The 16,898-nt window shown below is 33.5% G+C and carries 27 protein-coding genes and 1 tRNA gene; 21 read left to right on the top strand and 7 right to left on the bottom strand.

Features of this window, described 5'->3' with window-relative positions; translation table 11 throughout:
- Positions 1-103 precede the first annotated feature (103 nt).
- From OO775_RS08090 to OO775_RS08075, 4 genes are all read left to right on the top strand, one after another.
- Positions 104-493 (top strand): hypothetical protein, encoded by a 390-nt coding sequence (locus OO775_RS08090; protein WP_264846576.1) that lies wholly within the window; start codon positions 104-106, stop codon positions 491-493.
- Between the two features lie 17 nt (positions 494-510).
- Positions 511-648: a hypothetical protein gene (locus OO775_RS08085; protein ID WP_264846575.1), complete on the top strand. Its 138-nt coding sequence runs from the start codon at positions 511-513 to the stop codon at positions 646-648.
- 101 nt (positions 649-749) lie between these two features.
- A complete protein-coding gene (locus tag OO775_RS08080) occupies positions 750-938 on the top strand; it encodes a hypothetical protein (protein WP_264846574.1) in 189 nt (62 codons plus the stop codon).
- Between the two features lie 371 nt (positions 939-1,309).
- Positions 1,310-2,221, top strand: coding sequence for an ROK family protein (locus OO775_RS08075; RefSeq protein WP_264846573.1), 912 nt, complete (start codon positions 1,310-1,312; stop codon positions 2,219-2,221).
- Between the two features lie 317 nt (positions 2,222-2,538).
- Here the strand turns inward: OO775_RS08075 and OO775_RS08070 are convergent, their stop codons facing one another.
- From OO775_RS08070 to OO775_RS08040, 7 genes are all read right to left on the bottom strand, one after another.
- Positions 2,539-2,823 carry a Txe/YoeB family addiction module toxin gene (locus tag OO775_RS08070; protein WP_264846572.1) on the bottom strand — a complete coding sequence of 95 codons (285 nt, stop codon included), beginning with the start codon at positions 2,821-2,823 and terminating at the stop codon, positions 2,539-2,541.
- A complete protein-coding gene (locus OO775_RS08065; protein ID WP_264846571.1) occupies positions 2,814-3,029 on the bottom strand; it encodes a hypothetical protein in 216 nt (71 codons plus the stop codon). The genes OO775_RS08070 and OO775_RS08065 overlap by 10 nt, the downstream gene beginning before the upstream one ends.
- Positions 3,030-3,040: 11 nt before the next feature.
- Entirely contained in the window at positions 3,041-3,499 is a 459-nt protein-coding gene (locus OO775_RS08060; protein WP_264846570.1) for a hypothetical protein, read from the bottom strand.
- 3 nt (positions 3,500-3,502) lie between these two features.
- The gene (locus OO775_RS08055) at positions 3,503-4,075 is read right to left on the bottom strand and encodes a Panacea domain-containing protein (protein ID WP_264846569.1); all 573 of its coding nucleotides are present in this window, start codon (positions 4,073-4,075) and stop codon (positions 3,503-3,505) included.
- Between the two features lie 71 nt (positions 4,076-4,146).
- Entirely contained in the window at positions 4,147-4,992 is an 846-nt protein-coding gene (locus tag OO775_RS08050; protein WP_264846568.1) for a LexA family transcriptional regulator, read from the bottom strand.
- 286 nt (positions 4,993-5,278) lie between these two features.
- Positions 5,279-5,749, bottom strand: a complete 471-nt coding sequence (locus OO775_RS08045; protein ID WP_264846567.1) for a hypothetical protein — start codon at positions 5,747-5,749, stop codon at positions 5,279-5,281.
- A gap of 166 nt (positions 5,750-5,915) precedes the next feature.
- The gene (locus tag OO775_RS08040; RefSeq protein ID WP_264846566.1) at positions 5,916-6,254 is read right to left on the bottom strand and encodes a hypothetical protein; all 339 of its coding nucleotides are present in this window, start codon (positions 6,252-6,254) and stop codon (positions 5,916-5,918) included.
- A 128-nt stretch (positions 6,255-6,382) separates the two neighbouring features.
- Between OO775_RS08040 and OO775_RS08035 the strand changes: the two genes are divergently transcribed.
- The 17 genes from OO775_RS08035 (at position 6,383) to OO775_RS07955 (ending at position 16,851) form a co-directional block, all read left to right on the top strand.
- Complete coding sequence (locus OO775_RS08035) at positions 6,383-6,616, top strand: hypothetical protein (RefSeq protein WP_264846565.1); 234 nt, start codon at positions 6,383-6,385, stop codon at positions 6,614-6,616.
- 11 nt (positions 6,617-6,627) lie between these two features.
- Entirely contained in the window at positions 6,628-6,885 is a 258-nt protein-coding gene (locus OO775_RS08030; protein ID WP_264846564.1) for a hypothetical protein, read from the top strand.
- 20 nt (positions 6,886-6,905) lie between these two features.
- A complete protein-coding gene (locus OO775_RS08025) occupies positions 6,906-7,220 on the top strand; it encodes a hypothetical protein (RefSeq protein WP_264846563.1) in 315 nt (104 codons plus the stop codon).
- Positions 7,189-7,545, top strand: coding sequence for a hypothetical protein (locus OO775_RS08020; RefSeq protein WP_264846562.1), 357 nt, complete (start codon positions 7,189-7,191; stop codon positions 7,543-7,545). Before OO775_RS08025 ends, OO775_RS08020 begins: the two co-directional genes overlap by 32 nt.
- An 89-nt stretch (positions 7,546-7,634) precedes the next feature.
- Positions 7,635-8,114 carry a hypothetical protein gene (locus OO775_RS08015; RefSeq protein ID WP_264846561.1) on the top strand — a complete coding sequence of 160 codons (480 nt, stop codon included), beginning with the start codon at positions 7,635-7,637 and terminating at the stop codon, positions 8,112-8,114.
- 3 nt (positions 8,115-8,117) lie between these two features.
- Entirely contained in the window at positions 8,118-8,354 is a 237-nt protein-coding gene (locus tag OO775_RS08010) for a hypothetical protein (RefSeq protein WP_264846560.1), read from the top strand.
- A gap of 97 nt (positions 8,355-8,451) precedes the next feature.
- Positions 8,452-9,330 (top strand): DUF1351 domain-containing protein, encoded by an 879-nt coding sequence (locus tag OO775_RS08005; protein WP_264846559.1) that lies wholly within the window; start codon positions 8,452-8,454, stop codon positions 9,328-9,330.
- A gap of 4 nt (positions 9,331-9,334) precedes the next feature.
- Complete coding sequence (gene bet / locus OO775_RS08000) at positions 9,335-10,051, top strand: phage recombination protein Bet (protein ID WP_264846558.1); 717 nt, start codon at positions 9,335-9,337, stop codon at positions 10,049-10,051.
- A gap of 2 nt (positions 10,052-10,053) precedes the next feature.
- The gene (locus OO775_RS07995; RefSeq protein ID WP_264846557.1) at positions 10,054-10,272 is read left to right on the top strand and encodes a hypothetical protein; all 219 of its coding nucleotides are present in this window, start codon (positions 10,054-10,056) and stop codon (positions 10,270-10,272) included.
- On the top strand, positions 10,263-10,892 hold the full coding sequence (locus tag OO775_RS07990; protein ID WP_264846556.1) for an MBL fold metallo-hydrolase: 630 nt from the start codon (positions 10,263-10,265) through the stop codon (positions 10,890-10,892). The genes OO775_RS07995 and OO775_RS07990 overlap by 10 nt, the downstream gene beginning before the upstream one ends.
- A gap of 59 nt (positions 10,893-10,951) precedes the next feature.
- Entirely contained in the window at positions 10,952-11,416 is a 465-nt protein-coding gene (locus OO775_RS07985) for a DUF3127 domain-containing protein (RefSeq protein ID WP_264846555.1), read from the top strand.
- A 12-nt stretch (positions 11,417-11,428) separates the two neighbouring features.
- A tRNA-OTHER gene (locus OO775_RS07980) sits at positions 11,429-11,543 on the top strand.
- 182 nt (positions 11,544-11,725) lie between these two features.
- A complete protein-coding gene (locus tag OO775_RS07975; RefSeq protein WP_264846554.1) occupies positions 11,726-12,112 on the top strand; it encodes a hypothetical protein in 387 nt (128 codons plus the stop codon).
- Between the two features lies 1 nt (position 12,113).
- Entirely contained in the window at positions 12,114-12,884 is a 771-nt protein-coding gene (locus OO775_RS07970) for a hypothetical protein (RefSeq protein WP_264846553.1), read from the top strand.
- A gap of 14 nt (positions 12,885-12,898) precedes the next feature.
- Positions 12,899-13,108: a hypothetical protein gene (locus tag OO775_RS07965; protein WP_264846552.1), complete on the top strand. Its 210-nt coding sequence runs from the start codon at positions 12,899-12,901 to the stop codon at positions 13,106-13,108.
- 154 nt (positions 13,109-13,262) lie between these two features.
- On the top strand, positions 13,263-15,785 hold the full coding sequence (locus tag OO775_RS07960) for a DNA methyltransferase (RefSeq protein WP_264846551.1): 2,523 nt from the start codon (positions 13,263-13,265) through the stop codon (positions 15,783-15,785).
- 307 nt (positions 15,786-16,092) lie between these two features.
- Positions 16,093-16,851 (top strand): DUF6291 domain-containing protein, encoded by a 759-nt coding sequence (locus tag OO775_RS07955; protein ID WP_264846550.1) that lies wholly within the window; start codon positions 16,093-16,095, stop codon positions 16,849-16,851.
- Positions 16,852-16,898 lie beyond the last annotated feature (47 nt).

The following is a 16,898-nucleotide window of genomic DNA, read 5'->3' as shown; positions in this document are numbered from 1 at the left end:
ATTACGGATATACAATAAAATTATTTTTTCAGACAAAAGTAAAACATTTTGATAAAAATAAAATCATAATACATAAATAGTTTAAACCTTAATAATTAAAAAAATGAAAAAAATGATTTTCCGCAGTATGTTAGCTATTGGGATGATATCCACTGCATCGCTTATGAATAGTTGCTCCAAAAATAACAACGATTCAACACCTGAGAGTCCAACACCCGAAAAACCTATTATTGAAAAGAATACATGGGGAGCTAATATTAACAAACAAGAAGCTCAAAAAGAGTATATGATCCTAATTACAGAGAAGAAGCCCTCTTCTGAACAAATCGAATTGTATATTGAAGCAGACAAAAACGACCAAAACGGCGTATGGATTGACCTGAACAACGACGTAATGTGCCAAGACAACGAAAAAGTAAGTGTATTTGGAGGTTTATATCAAAAATATACTTTTTCTAATAATATAATGACTATGATAAAGATGGTGAAATAACAGTCTTTGCAGATGTAATGGGAGCAGAAGGAAACCATAGTTCATTAGGTTCAGATGCTACTAAATTAGTCAAAGACAAAGGCTGGCGTGTATATTATGGGCAATGGCAATTTGATAGAACTTTAATTGATAAATTAACAGAAATTAGTGGATAGTTACACTATCCACTAATCACTAACTACTATTGGCTATATCCTAAAAAATCTTTAAATAAAAAATAACTATAAATGAAACACGTTTTATATTTAATAGGTTTTTGTTTATAGGTTGTAGCAAAGGCGAAATAGAATTACAACAAACAATAGTAACCCAAGCAAGAGTTTTTTATCTTGGGATAGAGTCGCCCAATCCCGATATCGGTATCACTAATGATTTGTATATCAATCAAATAACCATGCAATATTATATTAAATCAAGCGAAGGTTGGGGCAAAGCATATCAGTGAATCAAAAGCAAACTAGTAAAATTATTATCGGATCTGGGTTTCCTTCTGAAAGTAATTGGAAACAAACAAGACTATTTTTTACACTCTTCTAGTAGATATTTGTATGGACCTAAACCTTTCCAAAGTAGCTGGAAAAATATGTAGGATAAATACTTAGCCATTAGGTTTGTAACAAAAGAAAATATGTAGTTATCTTTTTATTGGTTTTTTTAAAAATTTTTGTTTCATTTAATTTTGTGTAATTTGTTTGTGTTTTTCCTTGCACCTTGTAGGGTGCAAGGATAACCAAACAAAAAAATCTCAAAAAACAAATTCAAGTTTTGTTTGTTTTTTTGTAAATTTGCCTAGTTTAATATTAGCATTTTTCATTTATGAATAAAAAATATACTCTTGGAGTAGATATAGGCGGTAGCCATATCAGTTGTATTGCTATGGATATGACAACACATACACTTGTCAAAGACTCATTCAAGCGAGAACATCTTTCACATACCGATACAGCCCAAAACATATTCAAATCGTGGGCAAAAGCCATAAACGAATGTATGCAAGTTGTGGGCATAGAAAACGTTAGTGGATTAGGATTTGCTATTCCTGGTCCTTTTAACTACAAAGACGGTATCTCGCTTATGCAACACAAATATCCCAGTTTGTACAACTTACACATTCCTACCCAATTACAACCTTTTCTTCTTACACCACTTCCTATGCGTTTTCTGAATGATGCTTCGGCTTTTGCCGTGGGTGTATCGTGGATTGACAAAGCAAAAGGATTTGATAATGTAGTAGTTATAACACTTGGTACAGGCTTTGGTTCTGCTTATATCCAAGACGGAGTTCCTGTTGTTACAGGCGAAAAAGTAGCTCCCGAGGGTTGTTTCTGGCATTTACCCTTTAAAGAAGGTATTGCTGACGAATATTTTAGCACGCGTTGGTTTGTCAGTGCTTTTGAACAAAAAACAGGCAAATCAATCAAGGGAGTAAAAGAACTTATTCAAACCTCATTTCGAGATGAATTATTTGACGAATTTGCAACAAATTTGGGTTCTTTTTTAGCTCCTTGGCTGAAAAAATTCGATGCCAATATTCTGGTTTTAGGAGGAAATATTTCTTTAGCATATGCCTATTTTGAGGAGAAACTCAATCAAACACTACAAACGAATAATATAAATATTCCTATTGTGGTTTCTTCACTTATGGAAGAGGCTGCTATGGTAGGTGCTTCACGTCTTTTTGAAAAAAGTTTCTGGCAAAAAATAAGTAAAAACCTACCCAACGTTTAATTTTTTCTGAAAACAGAAAAAGCTATCTCTGTATAGGAGATAGCTTTTTTTAATCAAAAAAAATACGCTAAAAGCGTATTTTTCAAGTAGTTATAAATACGGGTGGAGTATGGGGCTCGAACCCACGACCTTCGGAACCACAATTTAAAATTAAAAAATATATTCTTGATTATCAATTATTTAAGAAATATTTTTTACTTATAACTACCTAAAAAATACTCGGTTTTATACTCATTTTAAATAAATTAAATTATTTATATTATGAATGTTAGGTTGTTCATTATAGTATAGCAGTTTCGATTTCATTTTTTTAAGGGTCAATCCTCATAGTGTCCGTAAGCAGATAAAATTTCAACTCGTTTTTGGTCTTCGAGAACTTCATAAATAAGTCGGTGTTTTTTGTCAATTCTTCGGGAATATAATTGCCTTTCGCCGAACCCTTTTAACGGCTCTACTTGCCCCGTTCCTGTGGTGGGGTGCGTTTGTAATTCTTCAATGAACTGCTTTACTTTTTTAACAAGTTTTAATTGACCTGAGTTAGCTAATTTATCAATATCTTTTTTAACAGAATCTTTAAAATCAATTGAGTAAATCATATCCATTGCGAAAAGAATTTATCTACTTCTTGTTTTGATTTTAAAATAGTACCTTTTTGCTTTTTAGAATTTTCAATTTTCGCAAAAAATTCTTCTTTGCTCATTTTGGTGTCGTCTTTTTTCACTGAAATATTGATGCTTTTAAGCAATTCAATTACTTTTTTGTATTGTTCGTCAGTGATTGCTTTTTCTAATTGAATGGTTGTTATCATAATTTGTTATTTTAATTTTTTCTATTGATTTCAAACATTTTTTTAAATTTATTTTTTACAGATTTTGATTTTTTCAAGCAATCAATCAAGTTATTAAACAAATCTGCTTTCATTTTGCCCCAAACTACATAATCAGTTCCCTGATTTGGATAAATTTCTTGCATTTTTTGTATATTATATTCATCTATCAAATGTCCGTATAAAAATGTAGGAAAATCAAAACTTTTTCCACATTCTGTAACTTCAATATTTTGAGAAATAACAAAACAATTGAAGTTTGCTTCGGGGATTTCTACACAACCAAATTCGGTAGCGACATTTGTAGGGACAAAGTCTTTTCTGGTTGGTAATGAAGCAATTATACCTTTTCCTTGATTATTTTTCAAAACCACAAAATATTTATTTTTTGAAGTGTTTCCGTTTTTAAAAAAGAACGGCGTAAAATAGATAATATAACTTTCTTCAAACATTTTTTACGAGCAAAATTCTATATAATCAAGGTACATTTGTTGTTTTTTTGGGTCGTGTTCCAATAATTTTTTCATATCAATCACATATTCTGTATTGTTTATATCTTCATTTTCAAGTAGTTCTAACACATTGTGTTTTTTTGCTGTTTGATGCCATAGCCCTGTTTCTCTGTGAGTATATTTTACCAGTTCGGTGGCTGTTTCATTTCCGTATTTTTGTATTACGAAATTCATTAGTTCAATATCGTTTTCTGAAAATTCATCATCATTGAAAGCGGTTATTGGATAAAATTTATCGTTTTGTTTTTTTAGATATTTTTTGAATTTACCAATTTCATTTTCAGAAGACAAATCTATATAAAGTTCTTCGGATACTGGACCATATTTCCAGACTTTATAGGTTAAATTTAGCAAAGGAATACCATATTTTTTTATGGAAATTTCATCTAAAATATATAGTAATTTTAGGAGTTTTGTTTTGGAAATACCTCCTATTTTTTCAGCCAAATAGAGCATTGTATTCCCTATTTTTTCTATTTGGCTATCCGAAAATTTAACATAAGAACGTGTCTGCATAATAAATATTTTTTTGTTTTGTGTCCATAGTTTTTATTTTTAATTTTTTCTATTTTAAATTCAATATGTTATTATTTTCTACTAAGACAAAGTAAAACTTTGTAAAATCCGTAAATATCCGACAAATTTACTTCAAATGATGGATATTTTGCATTTATTGATTCACATTTAATTTTATTGGTATTCTCGCTTGGGAGTACTTTTTTTATAATAACGCCATTGCAGGTATCAAGCACAAAAACATTGCCCCAATCAATAAAAGCACGTTCGTTTATTTTTTTTATAATAACCTGAGATCCATTCGGATATTCAGGATGCATACTATCACCTGTTATTGTTATTGCGAGTTCTCCGTTATTTATAGGACTAATAATTTTTTCACAATCGTAATTATTTATAGACCCTGAAAATCCGTATAAACTACCTCCAACTGCTGAAAGAGGTAAAAGAGGTATGTATTTTCCGTTTTCTGGTTCTTCATATTCGCTAATATCGTTATGTGAATATTGTTGATTTTCCAGATTTTCGAAAAACTGCTCTAAAATGTTTAAATGTTTATTTGAAATTTTTTTATTATCTTCGTATTGTTTTAATTTGCTTAAAGGTATTTGTGTTTTTTCTGATATATCAGATAATGATATGTTATATTTATTGCGTTCGGATTGTAAATAATTCTTTTGTTCATCTTCAAAATTGTCTTCTTCTTCGGAATTGGGAATGTTGAGCATTTTTCCCGTTAAAATACTCCCCTCATCAAATCCATATAAATCAGCAAGTTCTTTTGCAATATCTTTCCCCACTATCTTTTTTCCACTCATCAAAGCAGAAACGTAAGGCTGTGATTTTCCTAAATCCTCTATTACCTCTTTTTGTGATTTTCCTAATTTAGCAAAAGCATCTATTAAATATAAATTCATATAACTATTTTGGTTATTTGTGTTATTTTTTTTCATATTTTTGCACTTTAATATTAAAATTCATTTGCTATGAATATCAACAAAAATATTGTAGAATCAACTTTTTTTACTAAGGAGCACATAGACGAAAATCTTCCTAATTTCTATGATAGGGACGGAACCCTATATGAAATAATATTTTTTAAAGAACATCAACGTTGGGAAACTCCTAAGGAACGCTTTTGGCGTATGTTTTATTACAAACTCTTTAATTTTATCGCTAAATGGTGGGGGGCAATTCTTTTTATTATGATACTATGCCTACAATTATGTTTATTAACGATACTAATACTGACAAAACTCCAACAACTAACAACCCTGCTGAGATAACAAGCCCTGCTATTTGTATTTCAACAAGCAAAACGTTTTGAGCAGATTGTGTTACTTGACTTTGAAGAGTGCCACTATTATAAAAATCTTTTCCTTTTTCCGTTAATTCATAGACAAATAAATTGCCTTCCTGTTGCTTTTCTACAAGCCCTAATTTTTCAAATCGAGACAACTCTGCCCCTAACTCTTGTGCAGGAATTTCATACGCAAGATAGAGGTCATTTGCCATTAGAAACTCCCCTAATGACCAAATATCAATTTTGCCCAAAGATGAAAGAGCAGAAAAAAGCCCACAATGTATTGCGTTTTTTCGATAAATCAGTTTAGACCTTCGGAGTTTTTCTTCAAAAGATTTACGTAAATCTTTATATTTTGAAATAAAAATCATATTGAAAACCAACTAATTAAAAACTTTAACATATTTAAATATAACTTTTTTGGTTATTAAATTTTGTTTATAACAAAAATAGTTATATCTTTGCCGTGTGAAATTTACACAACAAAATAATATTTAATATGGAGACAAAAGTACAAAAAAAATTACAAGAACAGAATTACTTATTTAATAAATTTAAAAGGCTTTCTATTTGTTTGTCTTTTTGTTCCAATTGCTTACGTAACAAGTTGAGGGCTTCCTTTGTCTCATTGTCTACCATAATGGGTGTGTTTTTTTTGCTTTTATCAGCGTTGAGCATTTCGCCTTCGCCGGTGATAAGCCACTCTAAATTTAATTGAGGATACTCTTTAAGTATTTTATTTAACTTATCAGAACCAATAGATTTAACATTATTTATATACCCATTTGAAAGACCTATTTGCTTTTCAAATTTATTTTGACCTATCTTTAAGTAGGCTAAAAACTTTATAATTCGTTCTTTTACAGAGGATTCCATAAGTAATATTATTTAAAATAATTCTAAATTAGCTATATAACGAAAATAATCGTTAATAAATTTGTTTTTACAGAATATACTCTATATCTTTGCATCGTGAAAATTAAACATTAAAATAATATTTATCAATGGAGACAAAAGTACAAAAAAAAATCAGACTTACAAGTGAAGCACAAAAAAAATTACGTACGCAAGAAAAGCGTAGAGAATTAGGTTTGCTTATTGATGGAAAGACTATTGAAACAATGCGTAGATGGATTAAAAAAACGCCTGAACGTTTTTTGGCTTCAAAATCAAGATTAAAGGCTATTGTAAAAGTTTCAGGACTAACAAAAGAGGAATTATTCGAAGAGGCAAATTAAGCAAGTAACTTATGAATAAGGAAAAGGAAAGACGTAGTTTGAAAAAGAAACTTGCGGACCTGCAAGTGCTAAAATTGAGCCTTGAAGGAGCAATACGCAATATTACAAATGAAATTTTATCTGTAAAGAAAGACCTTGCTTGTGTGGAAGCAGGCAAGGTTTTAAAGAAGGAAAAAAAGAGCGTTGATATTTCAAAATACATAACTAAGTACAATGCAGAATTTGAACAATACAAACAAAAAAGCCCGCTTTCCAGCGGACTAAATTAAAAAATTTAAAATTCATTATTATGATGGCAAAATTACAACGAAATTTTGGAACTACCAAATTATTAAACGAAAAAACCAAAGATTTTTTAGAACGTCGTATTTTCAAAGAATACAACCAGACACAAAATGCAGATAGGCGCCGTAGATTGGTGTATTTGTCAATGACACTTGGACTACAAACGCCGTTTATTGACACACCTATTCAGGCCATAAACGGGCAAGTATTATTCGGTGGGCTACCTTATCAGGACCTAACACCCAAGCAAAAAGAAAACTTCAATTTTAAAATTAAACTTCAAAAGTATGAAAAATTTAACCAGCCAACAATTCAATGATTTGTTGAAAGAGCCTTTGCATTTGAATTTTGAAATGGAACAATGCCAAAAGGACGTTTATTGGTGTAGTTGTCGTGATTATTTGCTTGTAGAAGGCGAAGTGTTTAACGTTGAGGCTGATATATATCTTGAATATAAAGAAAGAACAGGCAAAGAGCATTACGAATTATTCATAACACGTATAATTGACGAAGATTGCAACGAATATGAATTTACAACAGAGCAAGAATTGATTTTCCAAAAGCATTTTAAAAATAGTTTTTCGGTAGAAGTTTTAGCAGCGCAATCTATGCCAAGAGAGTATATATGGGATTATTCCTATTAACAAGTTTCAGGTTTCAAGTTTCAAGGACATTAAACATTAAACCTTGAACCTTAAACCTTAAATCTTTTAATCTTTTAATAATTAAAAAAATGACAACAGAACAAAAATACCAAGCAGTAACAAAGGCAATTAGAAAAGCACTTCCGAGATTGGTTGATGTAGAAAAAGGATGTATAGTAAGAGCTTTGCATAATAATAAGGGAGTTATAGTAGATATAGAGAATTGTTTAGGTTTAGATGATATTGTAAGCTACGGAGTATTATTACCATACGGTGAGATTAAAGAATTAAAATATCTAACTTTATCTGAATTTGAAATCATCGGCAAAGAGCCAATGCTTAATGATGTTTTGGAAGTGCTACCTAAGTTATTACCACCTGAAAATAGATATTATTCTGAAGAAATTTACTTAAGTTCTGATGGGGAATTTTATAGAACATATCTTAACTATAAAGATGCTAATGAATTAGAATACTTACATCATAATGGTTGGGACTTATCGAAACCCTATCTCAAAGACCAATCAGAAGATTTAATTAACTTTTTGTACAACCTTTTAAATCAATAAATTATGAAATTTTATCCGATTTATAAAATAGATTTTGTAGTAAAAGACAGAGGCATTGAGCATACTATTAAGAGTATGGAAGTATCAGGTTTTAATGCCTTCAATGCAGAATATCACTTGCGAGGGTTTTATAGAAAACATCGCCACGCAATGGATTTAAGCACGAAGTTTCAGATAGAAATTCGGCGAGTACAACCCATTGCAAGCAAAAGTAGCGAGTTGGGCGTTCAGAATCAGTAATCAAGAACCAAGAGCCAAGAACCAAGTTTCAGGTTACAAGTTACAATGACCTTAAACATTAAACCTTGAACATTAAATCTTTTAATAATAAAAACCAATGAACGAATTAATAATTTTAAAACAAGCCCCAATCATTACATACGATAAAATCAAAGAAGTGGGCGAAAAAGTACAAAAACGCATTGCTGATTTGAATTTGGAAAGTCAGGTAATCACAGAGCATACTAAGCAATCGGCAAAAAACACAAGGGCAGACCTCAATAAAGAGTTTAAAGCCTTTGAAGAGCGAAAAAAGTTCATTAAAGAGAGTGTTTTAGCTCCTTACAATGAGTTTGAAGCCAATTACAAGAATTTCATAGCTCAACATTACCAAAATGCGGATAAGGTTTTGAAAGACAAAATCGACTTTTTCGAGAACCAACTCAAAGAAGAAAAAGCCGAGCGGGTAAAAGCCTTTTTTGAAGAGTTGTGCCAAGCCGAAAAAATAGACTTTGTTACTTACGAAAGATTAGGGCTAAATGTTACGCTTTCAGTTACTGAAAATCAACTCAGAAAACAAGTTGAAGAGTTCATCACAAAAGTAGTTAATGACGTTGATTTAATCAATGGCATTCCCGAAAGCGATGAGTACAAAAGTGAAGTTTTGTTTGAGTACAAAAAAAGTTTAGATGCTAATCATTCTTTGCGAATAGTCAAAGAACGACAAGAAGCAAAACAAAGAGAATTGGCAAGAATTGAGGCTGAAAAACAAGTCCAAGCCGAAAGACAAGCAAAACTACAAGCCGAGCAAGAAGCCAAAGAAAAAGAGGTGCTACAAGCTCCGCAAGAAGTTAAGCAAGTGCCAAGTAATCAAGTTTCAAGTGAGCAAAATCCAAATAACGAACTTGTTGAAACAAGTTTCAAAGTCAGAGGCACAATGGAGCAACTTAAAGCATTAAAACAATTTATCATCAGTAATAATATTGAAATTTTATAAGAAAATGGAAGCACAAGTAAACACATCAGCAGTAGCAACAAAAGAAAAAAATCCTGTTGTAGAGTACGAGGTAGCAGGAGAAAACATAAAACTTTCGTATCAAATTATCAGAGATTATTTGACCAAAGGCAACGGAGCAGTTACCGACCAAGATTTGATGCAATTTATGAGCATTTGCAAATTCAATAAGTTAAATCCTTTTTTGAATGAAGCCTATCTAATCAAATTTGGAAGCACACCCGCACAAATGATTGTCAGTAAAGAGGCGTTAATGAAACGTGCCGAAGCCAACGAACAATATAACGGATTGGAAGCGGGTTTGATTTTGAAACGAAACGAAGCAGTTATCGAAGTTGAGGGTAATTTTTATCTAAAAACAGATGAGATTTTAGGAGCTTGGGCAAAAGTGTATAGAAAAGACCGATTAAAGCCCGTTGTTGCAAAAGTCAATATTGAAGAGTATGACAAAAAACAGTCCAGTTGGAATGATAAGAGAGCTACAATGATTGCAAAGGTAGCAAAGGTTCAGGCATTACGAGAGGCGTTCCCTGCTCAACTCGGAGCGATGTACACGCAAGAAGAGCAACAGAATGTTATAGATATTTCTCATAGAGAAGTTGTTGATAAAGAGGTTATCAATCAACCTGATCCCGCAGAAACGGAGCAACCCTCACAAGTAGCCCCACAACAACAAAAGCAAATCAATTTTGAAGACTTGTAAAAATGAAAACACACTATTTCACTTTTTGTCAAATGCACGTGTACCGATTTAACGGATACACTTTGGATAAAGATTGCGTAGTTATGATAACCGCTGAAAATCCGAGAGAAGAAATGGTAAAACACTTTGGCTTAGCGTGGGGCTTTCAATATGAAGAAAAGCCCGAAATGAAATTCTTCCCAAGAGGTATTTATAATCTAACAGAAAACAAATGGGAATAGCAAACGTAATCGGTTCGGGCAGTAGTGGCAACGCCATAATTTACGATAAAAAAATCCTCGTGGATTGTGGCGTATCATTCAAGGCTTTGCAACCTTATCTGAAAGAAATTAAAATCGTCCTTTTAACTCATAAACATTCCGACCATTTGAATTTAAGAACCTTACAGATATTGCAAAGCCATCGCCCGACCTTACGCATTGCGTGTTGCTCTTGGCTGGTTGAAGAGTTGCCAAACCTTAAAAACATTGATGTTTTGGAAATCGGGAAACTTTACGACTATGGAGATTTTAGAATCTCGCCCGTAAAAGCATATCACGACGTGCCGAATTGTGGTTGGCGAATTTTTAAAGATGATAAGAAAATATTTCATATTACTGACACGGCACATCTGAAAGGCATCACGGCAAAAGGATATGATTTGTATGCTATCGAACACAATTACGATGAAATGAAAGTACAAGAGGCACAAGAGGAAAGTCAGAGATACGGCACGTTTACCCACGCCTTCGGAAGCGAACGAACACACCTGAGTTGGCAACAAGCACGAGCTTTTATTAGAGCAAATGCTCACGAAAATAGCCAAGTTTTGGAGTTACACAAAAGTTCGATGTTTTATTAGCAAACATCAAACATTGACCCAAAACCTTGAATCTTTTAACATTTAAACAAAAAAAACAAATGGAAATCAGAGGCAAATTATTAAAAAAATCAGACATTCAGCAAAAAACGGATAGTTTCCGAGTGCAAGAGTTTTATTTGGATTGTTCCACGTTCGACCAATACACAGGCGAAAGAAGAGAAAATATATTGAAATTCCAAGTAACAAATTCAAGCATTGACAAACTGCAACCGTTCAACGCTGGGGACATTTTGAAAGTGTCTTTTGGAATTAACGGACGTTTCTTTGAATTTGAGGACAAAGAAACCAAACAAACAAAAAAATCGCACGCACAAAACTTAAATGCTTACAGCTTTGAGTTAATCCAAACTACGAATGTGGCTAATGCAGGAGTGCCGAACTCTTTTCAGCAACCGCAGACCGCTAATTACCAACAGCCACAACCCACACAGGGGCAAATGTTTGATAATTACGGCAACGCACCAACAAATCAACAAGAGGACGAACTTGAATTGCCATTTTGATATGAAAGCAAAGAAGCGGTGGTGGAATTGGTAGACACTAATCAGGGCGTGGACGCACTTACCAAGTACGATAGCGACGGCTAACAGAAAGGGACAATCCGTACAGGTTCGAATCCTGTCCGCTTCACAATTTAAAAACCATTTAAACACGATTTAAAATGAGAAAATACACTTCAATAATCGCTTTTATAACATTCATTCCATGTATGTGCCTTTCGACTTATTACCTCGTAGAAAAAGACTACCCAAGAGCCACATTTTACTTATTATTAGGAATGTTTAACTACATAATTGGAATGAAAAACAAAAATGATTGAAAAATTAAAACAAGAAGCCCAAGAAATCCAATCGTATTTGGAAATTCATACATCGGACAATCCTGATGAATACACCGAACGTATTAAAGCCTTGTCGGTATATATGGCTCGAAGTGGTCAGATGTTAGCCGATGCCAAGCGGTTGTATAACAATAAAGTAACCTCGCAAATTGGCAAAACCATCATCAAAATAGCCAAAGAGAATTGTTTATCGGCAACGGCACAAAATGCACTTGTGAAGTCCATCGCTGAAGAGGAACAATACGTAGTGGATTGGCTCGAACGCATTAACCGCACGTGTTATCATCAAATCGAAGCCTTGCGAACACTTATTTCAATGGCAAAAGAAGAATTACGAATAGCAAAAACAGGATATTAAAATGAACACAGAAAGAAAAAATCTAACTCCACGATTTGAAGAAGAAATCATCACGACATCGGATATTTCGCAGATGAGAGGAAAGTTTTTAGCCAAAAGACTGCTCCGCACTTGGCAGGAAGAATTTATCGATGAGGACACAGGCGAAGCCGTTAATATCGAACGCAAAGAACTCATTATGGATAAAGGTACTCTCTTAGGAAGTGATGAACTTTCAGAGATTAACTTTTTCCTGCAAAGTGGTGACATTCAGGAAGTGGAGGTCTCCAACATACAACGAATGGGAACATTTGCCAATGGAACAGGCTCACTTTGGGTAGTTACCGCCGAAATGCTTGGCAAAAACAAAAACTTCTATTTAGGGGCTGTGTCTGTAAATCAAGCACAGGAAATTGCAATCGACTACATCGAGCAAAATTATGATGGAGTGTTTCACATTGTGAGTGTTAAATCCTTGTCTTACGTTGATTTGGTTTCATTTTCCAAAGCAGAACCTAACGACAAGGAAGCCTTTCATTACAAAATTGATGTTGAAATAACCATTGAACTTGAAGATGACCAAGTTTCTCACAAAAAAGAGTTCATTGTCAAAGCGTCCGATGCCGAAGAAGCAAAGGCATTATGTGAAGCCTTTTATCAGCAGTACGGAACAGACGAACAGTTTACAATGAAATTACTATCGGCTAAAAAGCTCAATGTGGAAGCCATCATAGAACGTTCTTTTTGGACGAAGTACCTTGAAAATGAGAGAAAAAACGAGGTATTGGATTAAAATATCAAAGCATTATGACTATAAAAAACAAACGCAAAAAAATAATCCGTACCTATACATTAACCACTAATGTTGAGAGACACGAGCCTTCTTTTCTTAATAGATTAAGAATTCTGTTTTGGGGAAAACTTTATATAAAATATGTATTGAAAATTGCATACAAAGGCAAATTAGAACGCATTTCACCTATTCATTTTGAAACAAGAACTTATAAAATTAGTTAGTTAATTAAAATCCGTAGGGGTGTAATGCTTACGCCCTTACACAACGGATACAAGAGCATCAGGGCTGTATCGGGTTCGATTCCCGACTTGTAGCAAACTGATTTAGCATTTAGTTAGCGTACGGAACTAAACCTAAATCCTAAATCAATAAGAAATGAATAACGATTACAAAACATTTTTAGAAAACAAAACCGTATCGGCTCAATCTTTCGGATTTAATTTTGATAAGGAAACATCGTTTAATGACCTACTTCCTCATCAAAAAGACATCTGTCATTGGGCGTTGCAAGGAGGTCGCAGGGCAGTTTTTGCTTCGTTCGGAATGGGCAAAACGGTAATGCAACTGCAAATAGCAACCGCAGTGATTAAGCAAGAAAACAAACCTTTTCTTATCTGCATGCCCTTGGGCGTAGTAGGAGAGTTCAAACGTGATGCTCAAATGATAGGCGTTCCATATCCAATGCACTACATCACCGACACCGAAACGGCAGATATTCAGGATAACGGAATTTACCTAACAAATTACGAACGTGTTCGCAAAGGCGATATTGATAGTAGTTTATTTGCAGGAGTATCCTTTGATGAGGCTTCGGCTATCAGAAATCTAAAAACACAAACCACGGATTACATATTAAATCATTTTGCTAATGTACCCTATCGGTTTGTATTTACGGCTACCCCAACACCAAATGATTTTATCGAAATCTTAAATTATGCTTCGTTTTTGGGTGTAATTGATAGAGGACACGCTCTTACTCGATTTTTCCAACGAGATAGCACAAAGGCGGGCAAACTTACTTTATATCCTAACAAAAAAGATGAGTTTTGGAAATGGGTAAGTACTTGGGCGGTGTTTTTGAACAAACCCTCTGATTTGGGATATGCTGACGATGGCTACAACCTGCCACAAATGCATATTCACCAGATATTAATAGAAAACTTATCAGATGAACCTATCTTTGATAAAAAGGGAAATCTTGTGCTTTTTAAGAATACCACTAAGAGTCTTTTGGAAACTTCAAAGGAAAAGAGAGAAAGTATAGAAATTCGAGTAAAAAAAGCTCTTGAAATTGTACAAGAAAACCCCAATGAGAGGTATATTATTTGGCATCATTTGGAGAGTGAGAGACAAGAAATAGAAAGGAAATTTAAAGATTTTAACGTAAAGAGTGTATTTGGTTCGCAACCCAACGAGCAGAAAGAAAATTTGCTAATTGATTTCAGCAATGGAAAATATCAAATTTTGGCTACAAAACCCAAAATCGCAGGTTCTGGATGCAACTTCCAACATGCTTGTAACAGAGCTATTTTCGTAGGAATTGATTACAAATTTAATGATTTCATTCAGGCAGTACATCGTATTTATCGATTTAAACAAAATAAAGAGGTGCATATCTACATTTTATATACTCAAAATGAAGAAGAAGTACTAAAAACATTAAAAGAAAAATGGCGAAAACACATCGAGTTACAAACCCAAATGATTGACCTTGTACGTAATTACGGACTTAATAACGATAAAATTACATCAGATATGAAAAGACAAATTTTTAACAAAGAACGACATCATAAAGTGGGCAATGCTCAAGTTTGGAATCAAGATTGTGTTGTGGCGACCGAACGCCTTTCAGACAATTCAGTGGATATGATTTTAACATCTATTCCGTTTGGAGACCATTACGAATATTCGGACAATTATAATGATTTCGGGCATAATGACGGCAACGATGAATTTTTCAAACAAATGGATTTTTTAACCCCTAATCTGCTAAGAGTGTTAAATCCTGGAAGAATTGCAGCTATCCACGTAAAGGACAGAATCCGATATTCGCACCAAAACGGAACGTGTTTTACTACCATTGATGATTTTTCGGGCGAAACGGTAGCTCACTTCAAAAAGCACGGATTTTATTTGATTGGGAAAATAACCATTACTACCGACGTAGTGCGTGAAAATAATCAAACATATCGCCTCACTTGGGGAGAGCAATGCAAAGACGCAACCAAAATGGGCGTTGGGCTTCCTGAATATGTATTGCTATTCAGAAAAGCACCTACCGAGGATAACAACGCTTACGCCGATATTCCCGTAACAAAAAGCAAAGAAGAATACGATTTGGCTCGTTGGCAGTTGGACGCTCACGCTTATTGGAAATCAAACGGAAATCGTTTTTTAACGCCCGAAGAATTAAACATTGCCGAAATGAAAACCGTTTTTAATTCTTGGAAAAATTACGATAAGCAAACCATTTACGATTTTCAAAAGCATTTGGAAATATCAAACGAATTAGAAGCTCAGGGCAAACTAAGTAAGTTATTTATGACCTTGCCACCACAGTCAAACAGCAATTTAGTTTGGGACGATATAAACCGAATGCTCACCCTAAATGCTAATCAAGTGAATCGTAAAAAAGAAAAGCATATTTGCCCTTTACAATTTGATATTATAGAACGTCTGATATACAGATTTACCAATGAAGGAGATACGATATTAGACCCTTTTGGCGGGTTGTTTTCCACTGCCTACAAAGCATTAGAATTCAAACGCAAAGCTATCAGTTTTGAATTAAATCCAGAATACTATGATGATGGGCTTTTTTACTTAAAATCGATAGAATATAAAATAAACACACCAACATTATTTGATTTGGAGGATATTTTAAAACACGAATTATAAAGGATAACCAAACATTTATCAATGACTACTGATAATTGGATAAAAACAATAAAACAGCGAAAAGAAGATATTGATAAGTACGGATTTGCAAAAACGGAATTAGATAAAGCGGGGCAACATTTATTTTCAATGATATAAAGCGATAACACTTTTTTAAATCTTTCATATATAAACACCTTTGAAGTTATAAGATAACGCCGTGAGGTATGGAGCGAAACCATTTCAAAGGTCGAATATTCAAAATAAAATTAACGTTAATTAAAATCATTAAAATATGGAAGTATTACAAATTTAAAAAAGAGTAAAAATGGACAACAAGAAATCATTTATTCTATACTTAGATGCATTATCTGTTTTAGATGAGTTGGACGATAAGCAAGCGGGCAAATTGTTCAGGGCAATCAAGGCGTATCAGTTGCGCAGTGCTGAAAGATGCGAGCAAGACGCTGATACAGGATTTGAGAGCCTAATGGAAGATTTTGTTACTCGCATAGCTTTTGCCCCGTTCAAGGCTCAATTTGAAAGAGATAATCAAAGGTATGATGAGCTTGTAGAAAGGCGAAGGGAAAACGGCAAAAAAGGAGGCGCACCAAAAGGAAATCAGAACGCCAAGAAAAACAACCTAAACAACCCAAACAACCTAACCCTTGAAAAAACAACCCAAACAACCCAACCCTTGAAAAAACAACCTAAACAACCCTATAATGATAATGATAGTGATAATGATAATGATGAAGAAAAATATAAAAAAGAAAGTTTGTCGTCATCGTCGTCATCGTCGTCATCGTCGGGAGTTTTTAAGGATATTAAAATTCTAAAAACAGATTATTTGGCTAACGAACGATTATGCTTGGCTGTTGTTGGTAACCCTCGAAATGGAGTAAAAGATAAAGCGCATTTAGAAAAACTGCTTACGGATTTTAATTTGCATTTAGAGCAATCGGGGCAATCGGTAAAAGAAGACGGAGATTATAAAACGCATTTTCTGAATTGGATAAAAATCCGAAAGGAAAAGCAAAAAACAGAAGTAGCTGCGGTTAATATACCCGCTCTGAAGCGTTTTTAATGGGTAAATTTCGATTTTCTTTTAAAAAATAAGTAAAGTATTGTCAA

It is taken from the genome of Capnocytophaga catalasegens, assembly GCF_026005215.1.
Lineage (GTDB): Bacteria > Bacteroidota > Bacteroidia > Flavobacteriales > Flavobacteriaceae > Capnocytophaga > Capnocytophaga catalasegens.
This window is presented reverse-complemented; position numbering and strand designations above follow the sequence as displayed.

Excerpts from the sequence above, each read along its gene's own strand:
- OO775_RS08025 (WP_264846563.1), top strand. The coding sequence starts at position 6,906 with ATGATGGCAAAATTACAACGAAATTTTGGAACTACCAAATTATTAAAC.
- OO775_RS08075 (WP_264846573.1), top strand. The coding sequence starts at position 1,310 with ATGAATAAAAAATATACTCTTGGAGTAGATATAGGCGGTAGCCATATC.
- OO775_RS08010 (WP_264846560.1), top strand. The coding sequence starts at position 8,118 with ATGAAATTTTATCCGATTTATAAAATAGATTTTGTAGTAAAAGACAGA.
- OO775_RS08065 (WP_264846571.1), bottom strand. The coding sequence starts at position 3,029 with ATGATAACAACCATTCAATTAGAAAAAGCAATCACTGACGAACAATAC.
- OO775_RS08020 (WP_264846562.1), top strand. The coding sequence starts at position 7,189 with ATGAAAAATTTAACCAGCCAACAATTCAATGATTTGTTGAAAGAGCCT.
- bet (WP_264846558.1), top strand. The coding sequence starts at position 9,335 with ATGGAAGCACAAGTAAACACATCAGCAGTAGCAACAAAAGAAAAAAAT.
- OO775_RS08090 (WP_264846576.1), top strand. The coding sequence starts at position 104 with ATGAAAAAAATGATTTTCCGCAGTATGTTAGCTATTGGGATGATATCC.
- OO775_RS07990 (WP_264846556.1), top strand. The coding sequence starts at position 10,263 with ATGGGAATAGCAAACGTAATCGGTTCGGGCAGTAGTGGCAACGCCATA.
- OO775_RS08005 (WP_264846559.1), top strand. The coding sequence starts at position 8,452 with ATGAACGAATTAATAATTTTAAAACAAGCCCCAATCATTACATACGAT.
- OO775_RS07955 (WP_264846550.1), top strand. The coding sequence starts at position 16,093 with ATGGACAACAAGAAATCATTTATTCTATACTTAGATGCATTATCTGTT.
- OO775_RS08070 (WP_264846572.1), bottom strand. The coding sequence starts at position 2,823 with ATGGATATGATTTACTCAATTGATTTTAAAGATTCTGTTAAAAAAGAT.
- OO775_RS08035 (WP_264846565.1), top strand. The coding sequence starts at position 6,383 with ATGGAGACAAAAGTACAAAAAAAAATCAGACTTACAAGTGAAGCACAA.
- OO775_RS07985 (WP_264846555.1), top strand. The coding sequence starts at position 10,952 with ATGGAAATCAGAGGCAAATTATTAAAAAAATCAGACATTCAGCAAAAA.
- OO775_RS08060 (WP_264846570.1), bottom strand. The coding sequence starts at position 3,499 with ATGTTTGAAGAAAGTTATATTATCTATTTTACGCCGTTCTTTTTTAAA.
- OO775_RS08040 (WP_264846566.1), bottom strand. The coding sequence starts at position 6,254 with ATGGAATCCTCTGTAAAAGAACGAATTATAAAGTTTTTAGCCTACTTA.
- OO775_RS07995 (WP_264846557.1), top strand. The coding sequence starts at position 10,054 with ATGAAAACACACTATTTCACTTTTTGTCAAATGCACGTGTACCGATTT.
- OO775_RS08055 (WP_264846569.1), bottom strand. The coding sequence starts at position 4,075 with ATGCAGACACGTTCTTATGTTAAATTTTCGGATAGCCAAATAGAAAAA.
- OO775_RS07970 (WP_264846553.1), top strand. The coding sequence starts at position 12,114 with ATGAACACAGAAAGAAAAAATCTAACTCCACGATTTGAAGAAGAAATC.
- OO775_RS08085 (WP_264846575.1), top strand. The coding sequence starts at position 511 with ATGGGAGCAGAAGGAAACCATAGTTCATTAGGTTCAGATGCTACTAAA.
- OO775_RS07965 (WP_264846552.1), top strand. The coding sequence starts at position 12,899 with ATGACTATAAAAAACAAACGCAAAAAAATAATCCGTACCTATACATTA.
- OO775_RS08050 (WP_264846568.1), bottom strand. The coding sequence starts at position 4,992 with ATGAATTTATATTTAATAGATGCTTTTGCTAAATTAGGAAAATCACAA.
- OO775_RS08015 (WP_264846561.1), top strand. The coding sequence starts at position 7,635 with ATGACAACAGAACAAAAATACCAAGCAGTAACAAAGGCAATTAGAAAA.
- OO775_RS07960 (WP_264846551.1), top strand. The coding sequence starts at position 13,263 with ATGAATAACGATTACAAAACATTTTTAGAAAACAAAACCGTATCGGCT.
- OO775_RS08045 (WP_264846567.1), bottom strand. The coding sequence starts at position 5,749 with ATGATTTTTATTTCAAAATATAAAGATTTACGTAAATCTTTTGAAGAA.
- OO775_RS07975 (WP_264846554.1), top strand. The coding sequence starts at position 11,726 with ATGATTGAAAAATTAAAACAAGAAGCCCAAGAAATCCAATCGTATTTG.
- OO775_RS08030 (WP_264846564.1), top strand. The coding sequence starts at position 6,628 with ATGAATAAGGAAAAGGAAAGACGTAGTTTGAAAAAGAAACTTGCGGAC.